The organism is Candidatus Defluviilinea proxima (assembly GCA_016721115.1).
GTDB lineage: Bacteria > Chloroflexota > Anaerolineae > Anaerolineales > Villigracilaceae > Defluviilinea > Defluviilinea proxima.
Genome location: JADKIW010000001.1, coordinates 4279804 through 4292510 on the forward strand (window position 1 = coordinate 4279804; position 12707 = coordinate 4292510).

The 12707-nt window shown below is 50.2% G+C and carries 13 protein-coding genes; 6 read left to right on the forward strand and 7 right to left on the reverse strand.

Annotated features, from left to right (window positions below; genetic code table 11):
* Positions 1-46: 46 nt before the first annotated feature.
* From IPP66_19750 to IPP66_19765, 4 genes are all read right to left on the reverse strand, one after another.
* Positions 47-757 carry a Type 1 glutamine amidotransferase-like domain-containing protein gene (locus tag IPP66_19750; GenBank protein ID MBK9927510.1) on the reverse strand — a complete coding sequence of 237 codons (711 nt, stop codon included), beginning with the start codon at positions 755-757 and terminating at the stop codon, positions 47-49.
* 36 nt (positions 758-793) lie between these two features.
* Positions 794-1843 carry a M42 family peptidase gene (locus IPP66_19755; GenBank protein ID MBK9927511.1) on the reverse strand — a complete coding sequence of 350 codons (1050 nt, stop codon included), beginning with the start codon at positions 1841-1843 and terminating at the stop codon, positions 794-796.
* Positions 1844-1930: 87 nt separating this feature from the next.
* Positions 1931-2992, reverse strand: coding sequence for a M42 family peptidase (locus IPP66_19760; GenBank protein MBK9927512.1), 1062 nt, complete (start codon positions 2990-2992; stop codon positions 1931-1933).
* A 3-nt stretch (positions 2993-2995) separates the two neighbouring features.
* Positions 2996-3469, reverse strand: a complete 474-nt coding sequence (locus tag IPP66_19765; GenBank protein MBK9927513.1) for a hypothetical protein — start codon at positions 3467-3469, stop codon at positions 2996-2998.
* A gap of 9 nt (positions 3470-3478) precedes the next feature.
* Between IPP66_19765 and IPP66_19770 the strand changes: the two genes are divergently transcribed.
* The 6 genes from IPP66_19770 to IPP66_19795 all read left to right on the forward strand — a co-directional run bounded on the left by IPP66_19770 (position 3479) and on the right by IPP66_19795 (position 10366).
* Positions 3479-6040 (forward strand): SMC family ATPase, encoded by a 2562-nt coding sequence (locus IPP66_19770; protein MBK9927514.1) that lies wholly within the window; start codon positions 3479-3481, stop codon positions 6038-6040.
* A gap of 3 nt (positions 6041-6043) precedes the next feature.
* A complete protein-coding gene (locus tag IPP66_19775) occupies positions 6044-7207 on the forward strand; it encodes a glycosyltransferase (protein ID MBK9927515.1) in 1164 nt (387 codons plus the stop codon).
* Between the two features lie 156 nt (positions 7208-7363).
* Entirely contained in the window at positions 7364-7852 is a 489-nt protein-coding gene (gene nrfH, locus IPP66_19780) for a cytochrome c nitrite reductase small subunit (GenBank protein MBK9927516.1), read from the forward strand.
* A 96-nt stretch (positions 7853-7948) separates the two neighbouring features.
* A complete protein-coding gene (locus IPP66_19785; GenBank protein ID MBK9927517.1) occupies positions 7949-9301 on the forward strand; it encodes an ammonia-forming cytochrome c nitrite reductase subunit c552 in 1353 nt (450 codons plus the stop codon).
* Positions 9302-9420: 119 nt separating this feature from the next.
* Complete coding sequence (locus tag IPP66_19790) at positions 9421-9870, forward strand: copper chaperone PCu(A)C (GenBank protein MBK9927518.1); 450 nt, start codon at positions 9421-9423, stop codon at positions 9868-9870.
* Between the two features lie 49 nt (positions 9871-9919).
* A complete protein-coding gene (locus IPP66_19795; protein ID MBK9927519.1) occupies positions 9920-10366 on the forward strand; it encodes a hypothetical protein in 447 nt (148 codons plus the stop codon).
* 128 nt (positions 10367-10494) lie between these two features.
* Here IPP66_19795 and IPP66_19800 read toward each other — a convergent pair whose 3' ends face one another.
* The 3 genes from IPP66_19800 to IPP66_19810 all read right to left on the reverse strand — a co-directional run bounded on the left by IPP66_19800 (position 10495) and on the right by IPP66_19810 (position 12661).
* A complete protein-coding gene (locus tag IPP66_19800; GenBank protein ID MBK9927520.1) occupies positions 10495-11181 on the reverse strand; it encodes a Crp/Fnr family transcriptional regulator in 687 nt (228 codons plus the stop codon).
* 1 nt (position 11182) lies between these two features.
* Positions 11183-11698, reverse strand: a complete 516-nt coding sequence (locus tag IPP66_19805) for a phosphoribosyltransferase (protein MBK9927521.1) — start codon at positions 11696-11698, stop codon at positions 11183-11185.
* 66 nt (positions 11699-11764) lie between these two features.
* Complete coding sequence (locus IPP66_19810; protein ID MBK9927522.1) at positions 11765-12661, reverse strand: hypothetical protein; 897 nt, start codon at positions 12659-12661, stop codon at positions 11765-11767.
* Positions 12662-12707 lie beyond the last annotated feature (46 nt).

The following is a 12707-nucleotide window of genomic DNA, read 5'->3' on the forward strand; positions in this document are numbered from 1 at the left end:
TGTAATTTCCTGGTTGATGTAGTTGTGCAGTTCAGTACTTCGATGGTTAATCAAGCGAAAGAATATCGCCGTTGTTATACACTTGTTCTTTCTTGCGGGTAAAGATGTGCACTTTACTTTGGCCCATTACTTTCCATTCACCGCCAAGCTTGCCAACGAGGGCCGTATCTTCATCCACGCCGATCATGCGCTCGCCTGCTTTGAGATTACCCAGCAAGGCCAACATCAGGGGTTTAAACATGGCAGGAATGGCATCAAAGTGCGGCATGATGAATTCCGCCGGGACGACGCCGAATCCTTCCTGGGTTTGCGCCAGTCGAAAACGAGGCATCCGCTTGGCAAGGATCATCGCGCCAGCGGAGCAACCGGCGTAGATGGCACCTCGTTCCCATGCACGCCCTGCGGCATTCCATGCGCGGCTTCCATTCATGGTGTAGTGCAAATACCCTGGATCACCGCCAGAGAAGTAGATCAGGTCGGCGTTTTCAAGAAAAGGTTCCCATTGCGGGTCATCAGCCGAAGCGCGATCAATAATGTGCAAGGCTTTGACTTCTGCACCCAGCTTGGTGAAATGCTCAACACCCATATTTGACCAGCGGCCAACGCTAGCTTCGCCTTCCTGTCCAGCCGCGGTCGGTAAACAAACCACGCGTGGTTTACGTCCACTCAATTTCAGGCTATCGAGTAGGTACCGGTCAACATCTTCCATAACGGGAAGATATTCACCAGAACCAACGATAGCGATCAAACCATTCATAAGGCACCTGTTAAAAATTCGGCAAATAATACAAGATTAACGACTCGCGATAAGCGACGGCGTGATCTTCTTCAAAGCTGTCTGTAGCAACTGGATGGTATTCTTCCAATCATCCACGCGCGCAATGCTGACCGGTGAATGGGTATAACGGTGTGGAACAGAAACCGATACTGTCGGCACACCAGCCAGCACGGTCTGGATCGCGCCTGAGTCGGTGCCACCTCCACCGGGTTGGCGGAGTTGGTACGGGATATTTTCAGCTTCGCCCACTTCACTTAGAAAACGGACCAGCCTCGGGTCATGCAGAGTCGAACCGTCCGCAATGTAGATCGCGGGGCCAAGACCAAGCTTGGTGTTGTAGTTCATGTTCTCACTGCCGTCATGTAAAGGCAGGTCGTTTGCAGGTGTCGAGTCAACTGCAATTGCCATATCAGGTTGAAAATATTGCGCGGCCACTTTTGCTCCACGCAGGCCGATCTCTTCTTGCACAGAAAATGCGGCACACAGATCAATATTTGATGGCGCATGTTTCAATAATTCAATCAACGTGGCTACACCAATACGATTATCAATGGACTTTGCCATGATGGACGGCCCCATGCGTTGGAACTTTGTTGCAAAGCCAGCACGGTCACCGATCTTTGCCTTGCCGTTGATGCCAATATCAATACGCAAGGCATCCAATGGCACTTCGCTTTTTCGCTCGCCTGTCTCCATCAAATGAATGGGCTTGCCACCGATCACGCCAAGCGTCCGTTCCTTGCCAACCAAGACCTGTTTCCCCACCAAATAGCGGACGTCCATACCGCCCACCGTTTCAAAACGATAGATCCCTTCGCCGTCATCTGCCACGATAAAAAAGCCGACTTCGTCCATGTGCGCATCCACCATCACCCGCACACGCTTCGGACCCCGCCCCAGCTTGGTCGCCAGAACGTTGCCCATCGCATCCACTTTGACCTCGTCTGCATAAGGCTTGATCTCTTCGAGGACGATCTTACGCACTTCCCCTTCATCGCCAGAAACCGCGACGACATTGCAAAGTTTTTCAAGTAACTTTAGTTGTGTATTTCCAAAAGAGGGCATATACATCCTTTATGGACTCAGGGAGCTTGCTCCCGCATTGTGTGTTACCGCAATACGCCAGCAAGCTGGCTGACTCCATATTATTCCTTATTCCCAAATGATCGTACTAACAAAATCTTCTTCCAACGAAGCGATAAACTCAGCGAGCAAACGTCCAGCGCGCTGAACATCTTTCACAGAAACCGATTCCACCGGCGTATGCATATAACGGATCGGGAACTCGACCAGCGCGGTCGGTATCCCTTCCATCGTTGTCTGCATCGGGTACGCATCTGTGCCCGAATGCGTGGGCGATACATCCAAAAACCAGGGGATCTCAAATTTATCGGCCACTTCTTTGAGCTTTGTGCGCAAGAATGGGTGGATGTTCGGACCAATACATAAACCGACTCCCTTGCCCATTGGGAAAGTCTGCCAGCCGCTCGCACCGGGACCTCTTCCAAATGTACCGTCTACCGCGATGGCAATATCTGGACGCAACTGGAACGCGGATGTATACGCCCCTAAATAACTCGTCTCTTCCTGGACCGTTGCAACTGCCCATACATCCCAAACATGACTCTTGCCCTGTAGCTCTTCCAAACAAACTGTCAACGCGGCAACAGAGGCGCGGTTATCAAGTGAGTGACCGGAGAGCATATCCCCGGCAAGTTCCAAAGGTTCATTCGCAAAAGAGACAAGGTCTCCCACGCGAACCTTCTTCTCCACGTCCTTTTGCAACAGACCGGTATCCACCAACAGATGACGCATGGGCACTGCACCGTCGCGGTCCGCTTCAGGCAAAAACCGGGCGGGCGGCATGACAATGACAGCGGGTAACTCTTCCCCACTGCTCGCATGGACGGTCACTTGCGCACCGGGCAACACATGGATATCAATCCCACCGACAGGCGCAATGCGCAGAAAACCATCTACAAGACCGGAGACCATCATACCGATGGCATCCATATGAGTCGCGATCATAATGGAGGGACGTTTCCCCTTGCCCGAACCTTTCTTGAGTCCATGCAAGGAGCCGACGCGGCTGATACTTGTCTCATCAACAAGCCTGCGCCACTTCTCTTCGATAAGTTTGGCAACGGGCGTTTCATGGCCCGATAACCCTGATACCGAGATCAGGGATTTCAGAAAAGGAAGAATATCTGTCATATTTTATTGTGAGGACGTTGGGAATGGAGTGATCGAAGGCGTCTGTGTGTTGGTAGGTGTCACAGGCGTGAAAGATGCCGTCATCGTAAAGGTACTGCTCGGCGTATAAGATGGCGTATGGGTAGGCGTGTTGCTCGGAGGTTGGAAAAGAGTCGAGGTCACTGTAGGCGTGGAAGTAAATGTTGAAGTAGGAGTATTCGTCGCTGACGAGGTGACCGTAGGGGTGATCGAGGCCGTGGCAGTGATCACAGCTGGATTGGGACTCGAGGTCGAAGTCAAAATCTGAAGTGGCGGTGTTGCAGTGAGAGTCGTTGTCTCCGTTGGGGTTGCTGTCGCCGAGGCGTCAGGAGCGAGCATCACAGCAATCCCCCCCATGCAATAACAAGGGATCGTTAGAAGTGTGATGGTGATCAATATACGACGAAGACTCTTTGTCTGCTCTGATGTTGTGGACATGATGGGTAGATTATAATCCATCCAATCCCTATGATTCCCCTTCACCTCCGCATCGCTGGCTTTCTCTCGTATCGTGACCCTATTGAGCTCGACTTCAACACCTTTGATCTTGCCTGCATTTCTGGGCACAACGGTGCGGGCAAATCATCCCTGCTGGATGCCATCACATGGAGTCTCTTCGGCGAGGCACGCGGCAAAAGCAGTGACATCATCAATTTGAATCAAGATGTCAAAGCGGCAGAGGTGGCACTCACCTTCAAACACGAAGGCAATATCTATCGCGTGCAGCGCACACTACCGCGCAATAAAAGCACCGTGCTCGAATTTCAAATTCAAAATGCTGACACATGGCGTCCGCTCACCGAGAAGACCACGCGTGACACGCAAGCCCGCATCGAAAGCACACTGCGGCTCGATTACGAAACCTTTGTCAATGCGTCGTTTTTTTTGCAGGGCAAAGCCGATCAGTTCACACAACAGAATGCGAGTAAACGCAAGGAAATATTGAGCAATATTCTCGGGCTCGAAGCGTGGGATGAATACAAGAACCGCACCGCCGAAAAGCGTAAAGCCATCGAACGCGATGTGGATGAAATCGATGGTCGCATCGCTGAGATCGACGCTGAACTCAGCGAAGAAGATGCAAGAAAGAATCGGCTGGAAGAACTTCAAAGGACGCTGAATCAGTTATCGGCGGCGCGTGAAGCGAAAGAGTCCGTATTAGCAAACATCAAAAAGAATGCGGCGCTGTTGGATGAACAACGCAAGTTGACGTCCACTTTATTGGCCGGGCTCGAACGCTCACGCACGGCTCTTTCTGGACTTTCAGCCCGCCTCGCCTCGAGAGAGTCTGATCGCAACTCCTATCTTGACCTCGTCAACCGCGCGGTTGAGGTTGAATCTACTTACAAAGAATGGCAAAAGATTCGCAAAGAGTTGGAAGAGTGGGAAAAGACAGCGTCGCAATTCCGTGAGCATGAAAAGGAACGCAATCCCCTGCTGGAAAAGATCGCTGTTGAAAAAGCGCGCCTCGAAGAAGAGATGCGTTCACTAACAGCAGAAGAAGCAGAGATCAGTGAACAGCTATCTGCGAACAGTGATGTGAAGAACGAAATTGTGAAGGCGCAAAAACTTTTAGCAGAAGCAGAAGCCAAAATCGCCGAACGTCTGGAATTGGAATCACAACGCAACGAAGCACGGGAACGTCAGGCGGCGATGAAGGTCGAAAATGAGACTCTGAAAGTTGAGATGAATCAACTCAAAGAGCGGATCGAAGCGCTTAAGTCTGCGGACGGGGCGACATGTCCGTTATGTGGTCAGGAGTTGAGCGAGAAACATCGCAAGTCCACGCTGAAACAATTGGAAGCCGAAGGCAAAGAAAAAGGCGATAAGTATCGAGCCAATACAGATGAAGCAAAGTCTGTTGCTAAACAAATTACGGATACCGAATCGCAAATCACCAAACTCGCTTCTGCCGAAAACGAACGAGTGAAATATGCCAGTGAAGTATCTCAACTCACCGAACGCACTGAAAGATTGCAAGCGCTCGCCAAAGACTGGGACGCCACTGGCAAAAAACGCTTGAAGGAAGTGGATAAGCTTTTAGAAAGCGGCAAGTACGCTGTGGATGAACAAAAAGCACTTGCCAAGTTAGACAAGGAACTTGCAAAGCTCGGTTACGATACAACGGCACACGACGAAGCTCGTGAAAAAGAAAGTGAATTGCGCGCCGTTGAAGAAGAATACGGCAATTTGAAATCGGCAAAAGAAGTGAGCAAGCAGATTGAGAGTGAGATCTCAAGCCTGCAAACCGAAATTGAAAATCGTAAATCTGAGATCAAAAACCTTGAGTTGGAATATCAAACTGCCAAGAAAAATCTTGACGAGGCAGAAGCAGGGTCGCCCAACCTTGAAGATGCCGAGCGTGAACTGTTCAGGTTACGAGAAGAAGAGAACAAAGTCCGCAGTGAATTGGGCGGGGCGCAACAACGTGTGGATATTCTTGCCACACAACGCAACCGCAAAAAGGATTTTGAAAAGGAACGGGAAGAATTCCAAAAGCAGATCGCACGCCACAAAACATTGGAACGCGCCTTCGGTAAAGACGGCGTTCCTGCGTTGTTGATCGAGCAAGCATTGCCGCAGATCGAAGAGAAAGCAAACGATTTGCTTGATCGATTGTCCGATGGGCAAATGTCCATTCGCTTTGTGACGCAGGCCGAATACAAAGACAAGAAACGTGACGATCTGAAAGAAACGCTCGATATTCAGATCAGCGACTCGGCGGGCATCCGCAATTACGAAATGTATTCAGGCGGTGAAGCCTTCCGAGTCAACTTTGCCTTGCGGCTGGCGCTTTCAGAAATCTTGGCACAACGCAAAGGCGCGCGTTTGCAAACGCTGGTCATTGATGAAGGCTTCGGGTCACAGGATATTCAAGGCAGGCAACGTCTCATCGAAGCAATCAACATGGTGAAAAATGATTTCGCCAAGATACTTGTCATCACGCATCTCGACGAGTTGAAAGATGCGTTCCCAAGTCGCATTGAGGTGGAAAAAGGCGAGCGTGGTTCTGTGATCACTGTTACTTAACCCATGGTTTATTTTCTCCTTTCAACTGCATTCTTCATTGGCGGTCTGGTTATTATCTACTGGCTTCATAATCAATATCATCTGGATGTCATCGTTGAGCCAACATATCCTCCGCCCGACCCACCGCTTATTTCAGTTTGCGTTCCTGCACGCAATGAGGAGCGCAACATCCGCAGGTGCGTCGAAGGGATTCTGAATCAGGATTACCCAAATCTCGAAGTCATTGTTTTGGATGATCGCTCGACAGACTCAACTCCCCAAATACTAGCAGACATTGCATCTCACGACTCTCGCCTCCACCCCATCAGCGGTTCGGACTTACCCGCAGGCTGGGCCGGTAAACCCCATGCCTTATTCCAAGCTTCTGCATCTGCCCATGGTGAATGGCTTTGTTTTATTGATGCAGATACTTTCCTCTCACCTGAAACTCTTTCCTCCTGCTACATCAAAGCCATCGAAACCAAAGCGGACATGTTCACGATCATGACCTTTCAGATCCTCGGCTCGTTCTGGGAGAAGACGGTCATGCCACTGGTGATGACCGCACTCTCAGTGGGATTCTCGCCGCGCAAGGTCAATGACCCAACAACAAAAGACGCCATCGCCAACGGACAGTTCATTCTGATCAAGCATTCCGTCTATGATGCCATCGGCGGACACGAAAGCGTCAAAGACCAGATCGTGGAAGATAAAGCCATTTCTGAGAAGGTCAAATGGAATGGCTATCGCTTGATCGTTGCGGACGGAATGAAAGTGGCAAAGACGCGCATGTACACGTCCCTGCCTGAAATGTGGGAAGGCTGGACAAAGAATATCTACCTCGGCTTACGAGATCAGGTTGGATTGCTGTGGCTGGGTGTGTTCGGGGCGTTCCTTGCGGTATTGGCTTCGTTGTTTCTCCCTGTTTGGCCTCTGCTTGGGGTTTTCTGGTTTTCAAATGGCGGCGGATGGATGGCAATTACGGTTATTGTTGAGTCCATGTTGCTTTGGGGGTATTTGCTCTTCATACGGGCAAACGTGGCAAAGAACATGAATATTTCGCCCTGGTATGCGTTGACAACTCCGTTGGGTGCGGGGGTGTTCGGGGCGATGATGTTCACTTCGGCGTGGAAGGTGGTGTCGCGCACGGGGGTCACGTGGAAGGGTCGAGTGTACGGGGCAAAATAGCAGGCTTTACTTGATGGGTGGAAAAAGATAAAGGCGCTGAATCAGTTTTCAGTTAAAAAAAGAAGCGGGGTTTTATCCGATTATGTGACTAAAGTCACAACAAATCAGACAAACTCAGTATAAAATGAGAATTAGATTAATCACAAAGGTGAACTGATGTTGAAAAACCCACTTTTTATTGCAATTGCGGCGGCGGTCATTGCGCTGGGGACGTTTGTGTTTGTGACCGATGCGCCCTCATATGGAGGCAGTGCGCCTGAGACTTGCGCAAACTGTCACGTGATGGATTCGCAGTACGAGAACTGGTACCACGCGCCACACGAAAAATGGACAGAGTGCGTGGACTGTCACCTGCCCCATGAAAATGTCGTTGCATATTATCTCGAAAAGGGACGACAGGGCGCGAAGGATGTGTATGCTTTTACAACGGGGAATATTCCTGTTGCGATCCGCGCGAGCGAAAAGACCAAGGGCATTATTCAGACGAACTGCATCCGTTGCCACGAAAGTCAGGTGGAAAGCATTGTAATGGGTGCCCAACCTTTTGACCGCTATTGCTGGGAATGTCATCGCAATGTATCGCACGGCGTGCGAGGGGCTTCAGGTGCTCCGTTTCAAGATTCGAGTTTATATCCCGTAAAGTAGGGGCGACCCTTCCTTATCATCAAGGCGCTTTGCTCCCGCTTGGCGGGTCGCCCCTACAGAATAACGAATGAAAACATTATCAAGGAGAATGTATCCATGAAAAAATATACTACTGTAATTCTGGCTGGCATCGTTGTGGTGTTAGCCGCTGTGCTGGTGGGTGTTCTGGTCTTTATGAAGAACCAGCCGACTCAGGAACGCGCTTTTCAGCCGCTGGTTGAGATCAAGGCGATGGAGCCCAATTCTGAGTTATGGGGTCGGAACTTCCCCAATCAATATTCAACGCTTCTAAAGACGAAGACGAACAATATTGATACGACCTATGGAGGTTCATCACAATTCTCGTGGTTGGAACGTGACCCGCGTCAGGTGATCTTGTTCACGGGTTATCCCTTCAGCAAGGATTACAACGATGATCGCGGTCATGCCAATATGCTGGAGGATGTACGCGCAACCAAACGCTTGAATTTGGATGATACCAACCCCAAGCACACACCCGCCACCTGCTATTCCTGCAAGTCAGCTGATAACCCCGGCCTGTGGGATGAGTTGGGCATGGAAGCCTACGACAAGATGTCGTTCAATGAAATGACCCCCAACATCAAAGAATCGATCGGTTGCGCCAACTGCCACGAAGCAGGGACGATGCGACTCATCGTCACCAACCCCGCTTTGAAGGAAGGTCTTGAAGCGCAAGGCAAAGATTGGACCACATTCACACGACAGGAAATGCGTACGGTCGTTTGCGCCAACTGCCATGTGGAATATTACTTCCAGGGCGACGGCAAATATCTGACCTTCCCGTGGGCGAACGGAACCGAGATCAACCAGATCATCGAATACTACGAAGAGTCTGGTTTCAAGGATTGGGAATACCCCGATGCAAAGACTCCCATGTTGAAGGCGCAACACCCCGAATATGAGTTCTTCACGGCTGGCTCCACGCACTATAATGCGGGCGTCTCCTGCGCCGACTGTCACATGCCGTACGTGAGCGACGGTGCGGCGAAATTTTCGACACATGATGTCCACAGTCCATTGCTCAACCCCGAACAGGCTTGCGGACAATGTCACAGCGATAGTGAATATGTTATTCGCCGCGTGAATGCGATTCAGGATCAGGTCGCCACGACCAAGATCGCTACCGAAGATGCCATCGTGGATGCGATCAACGCCATCAAGCTTGCCACCGCCAACCCGAATGCGGATGCCGCCCTGCTCGATCAGGCACGCAACCTGCACCGCAAGTCGCAATATATGTGGGACTTTGTCTCTGCCGAGAACAGCACGGGTTTCCACAACCCCGAATATGCCTTGAAGATCCTGGCAGACTCCACCAACCTTGCACGTCAGGCACAAATGCTGGCCGCACAGTCGGTGAATGACATGTCGCTGTTGGAGACGGGCGTTTACGATAAAATGGATCCCAAACCCGTACCAGCCAAGTAATCAAGTATGTTCCATAAAAAGAGACGTTGCCTAAATAGGCAACGTCTCTTTTTTGTTGATGGTATATTTAGGCGCGCAAGAAATTGAGCAACTCCAAAACATACAAGGAACAAAAAACAATGAAGCATTTTTTTATATTACTCCTCACAGGAGTTCTTCTACTCACCGCCTGTAGTGCCCCCAAAGATATTGAAGTCCATAGTGCATGGGTGCGGCCAACAGCAAAAGGCGAGAACGCGGGAGTCTATTTCACGCTCCATAACCATTCCGATCAAGATGATGAATTGATCGGCGCTTCTTCAACTGCGGCCGATGTGGTTGAGATCCACGAAAGCAAGATGGAAAACGATGTAATGACGATGAACATGATCGAATCCCTGCCGCTGAAAGCAGGAGAGGAAGTGACCTTTGAATCGGGCGGGTTACACATGATGTTGATCAACATCAAACAGGAACTTGTTCTGGGCGAGCATATTGGCATCACCCTGCACTTCAAAAATCATGAAGATATCATAGTCAATGTCCATATTGAGGATTCAATGCCAGGAGAAGATCACGGTCACGAATAACCCGGGAACATTTGCATGATGTTTGTCGTCAAGCCAGCAAGGAGACAAAATGAAGAAAATAATCTTATTGTTACTTGCCCTGGTTTTAAGTGCCTGCTCTGTCAGCGGGACTGAACTCAGCCGCAACCAAAGCAAATGGCAGGATGCCAACATCACCAATTACCGCTTCCAATTGAGCGTGGGCTGTTTCTGCGCATTCAGAAGCCAAATGCCAGTTACCGTGGAAGTGAAAAATGGCGAGGTTGTTTCGATCACCGACGTCAACGGAGCAGTCATTTCAGAGACGGACCCCAACAGAGAGTTCATCGCAAAGTACGCGACGATAGACCGCCTCTTTTCTGAACTCGAGTCTGATTCCGTCCAAAAAGCCGATCACCTCACCGTGACGTATGACTCAACCTACGGCTTCCCATCTGAGATCAACATTGATTTCATCGAACAAGCCGCAGACGATGAGTTGTATCTTTCGGCATCAGCGTTCGAAGCGCTCCCCTAGAGCAGAAGCCAGCCGTCCGTTAAGGGCGAGGCGAGGATAAATCAAATAAGGGACAATATCGTCCAAAGAAAAACACGAGCAGTGGAAAAATCCATTGCTCGTGTTTTGTTTATAGAAACGTATCAAGTTTAATTATATGGTTGCGTCCATTGACGAAGGACATCGCCATCGGCAATTTGGATGCGGCGGTCTTCCATACGGATGGCTCCGCTTTTCTCCAACTCTTTCAACGAACGTGCCACCACCTCACGGACAGTTCCAAGACGTGCGGCAAGTTGTTCCTGCGTCCAGTGTGGGCGTACATCTTCAGTGGGCATCTCAGTGATGAGTCGCGCCAACCGATGCGTGACCTGATAGAACGCCATCTCGCTGACCTTGCCCACAAGCTGACGGAGGTTCTGCCCAAATTTACTTAAAACCTTCAACGCAAATTCTGGATTCGATTTAACGAGTCCGCGTAACACCTGAGGCTCAACCAGCCACACACGGGATGTCTCCAACGCTTCCACATTGACGGGGTTTGTCCCACCGTCGAACGCAGGCACCTCGTTGCATGTAGCGCCTTCGGATATCACCGAAATAATATACTGCCGTCCTTGTGGAGAAACGCGAAAGAGCTTGACACTGCCGCTCTCGATGATATGCAACCCCGCACACGGGTCGCCTTCCCAAAACAATACATCACCACGCTCGTATTCACGCAGTTGAGTGTTAGCCGCAATATCTTTTAATTCTTTTTCGGGAAGCTCATCAAAATACAAATTGTTTCGCAGTATTTTCAGCTTCTCGGTTTTAGGCACTTCTACAAGTTTCACACTAGATCTCACCCAACAAAACCTGATCGGTACCGCGGTCTATTTCCCAGGGATAGGCAATGAAGGCATCGGTGGTCGCGGCAAAATAATCGGGGCGCACATGACCAAAGAGATTGCGGTACGGGTTGAAGTGCAACACACACGTTTCAGGAAAACCACCCGCCGCAGAGACGCGATTCTTGACGGCCGTAATGGTTCGCCCTGAACCCCACACATCATCCACGATCAGCGTCGGCCTGCCGCGCAGTTTATCCTCCGCAGGGAATTGGATAAACTCCGGCCATGCCATCAGTTTCGATTTTTCGCTTTGTGATTGCGCAGGAAAATCCACGGCCGCCGTGAGAACATGGGTAATATCCATCGCTTCGGCGAGCATGCCACCCGGCACAATGCCGCCGCGCGTGATGATAACCATCGCAGTGAACTCGCGCTTGAACTGCGGGATAAGGTGGTCGATAAGACGGTCGATCTCTTGCCATGAAACCAATTCACGGCGGGGTTCATTTTGTGGTTGCATTGTATTCAGTCAGATATCTTTCCTCTATCGTTTTATCTATGAAAATGAAAACGATAGATTTTCACATTATCCCAACACAGCCGCGAGCGGAGCAGGTGCGGCAACACGAATGGGCTCGCCAGCCAATTGCGCCTTCTCTACATCGCGCGCCCAAATATATAGGCAGGTATGATACGCAATGGATGTGTAGGAATTCACCACACTGGCAACCATCACAAACGCAAAGAAAATAAAAGCGGCGATGGCAATTCCCAGAATCGACACAACATTGATTCCACCTGACAAATATGCCGCCCCACCGCCAATCGCAAGCGCGATCAAAAATCCGCCGAAGCCCAACACAAAACCGATCAGCCCCGTCACCCAACGCACACCGACAGTGCTGATACCGATCAAAAGCAAGTTCTCTTTCGTGATCTTCAGAACACGCGCCATACCTTCTTTGAGATTCAGGTCATCAATAACCATCGCAGGCAAAATGAGATAGGACGCCTCAGTCCACAGTGCTTCCAGTAGGTTGGCCGCGCCGCGGATCAACCCTGAGGCCAAACCGCCACGTCGATTTCTATTTGCCGCATTCTTGATCATGTTGACAACTGTCGAAGCCGCAGCAAGCATAATAATATCGAAGAAATCACGCTTCACAACATCCCAAGCTTTATCCATGCGGCCATCACCGGTGGAGAGATAACCAAAGATCAGGTAAGCGGTCATCCCAGAAAACACATAAGTAACCACAAACTGAATAAAGACCATGATCGCCCCCATCCCACCCATGACAATATTCCCGACCTGTGAGCCCTGGAACAAAAATGCCGCCCCAACGATCGGGATAATGCCGATCACAGAAACGATCATCCCCACCACTAATGCATAAATGGACGGTTTGAGTAAATCTTTATCCTTAAACGCCATCCCCCAAGCTTGTTGTAAGAATGACCAACCACGAGAAAAAGACTGCATGTTGTTCTCCTATAAATTTTGCTGGCGAGCAACCAAACGCATCAAA

Coding starts and splice junctions, on each gene's coding strand:
- IPP66_19750 (MBK9927510.1), bottom strand. CDS start 757: ATGAATGGTTTGATCGCTATCGTTGGTTCTGGTGAATATCTTCCCGTT.
- IPP66_19755 (MBK9927511.1), bottom strand. CDS start 1,843: ATGCCCTCTTTTGGAAATACACAACTAAAGTTACTTGAAAAACTTTGC.
- IPP66_19760 (MBK9927512.1), bottom strand. CDS start 2,992: ATGACAGATATTCTTCCTTTTCTGAAATCCCTGATCTCGGTATCAGGG.
- IPP66_19765 (MBK9927513.1), bottom strand. CDS start 3,469: ATGGATTATAATCTACCCATCATGTCCACAACATCAGAGCAGACAAAG.
- IPP66_19770 (MBK9927514.1), top strand. CDS start 3,479: ATGATTCCCCTTCACCTCCGCATCGCTGGCTTTCTCTCGTATCGTGAC.
- IPP66_19775 (MBK9927515.1), top strand. CDS start 6,044: ATGGTTTATTTTCTCCTTTCAACTGCATTCTTCATTGGCGGTCTGGTT.
- nrfH (MBK9927516.1), top strand. CDS start 7,364: ATGTTGAAAAACCCACTTTTTATTGCAATTGCGGCGGCGGTCATTGCG.
- IPP66_19785 (MBK9927517.1), top strand. CDS start 7,949: ATGAAAAAATATACTACTGTAATTCTGGCTGGCATCGTTGTGGTGTTA.
- IPP66_19790 (MBK9927518.1), top strand. CDS start 9,421: ATGAAGCATTTTTTTATATTACTCCTCACAGGAGTTCTTCTACTCACC.
- IPP66_19795 (MBK9927519.1), top strand. CDS start 9,920: ATGAAGAAAATAATCTTATTGTTACTTGCCCTGGTTTTAAGTGCCTGC.
- IPP66_19805 (MBK9927521.1), bottom strand. CDS start 11,698: ATGCAACCACAAAATGAACCCCGCCGTGAATTGGTTTCATGGCAAGAG.
- IPP66_19810 (MBK9927522.1), bottom strand. CDS start 12,661: ATGCAGTCTTTTTCTCGTGGTTGGTCATTCTTACAACAAGCTTGGGGG.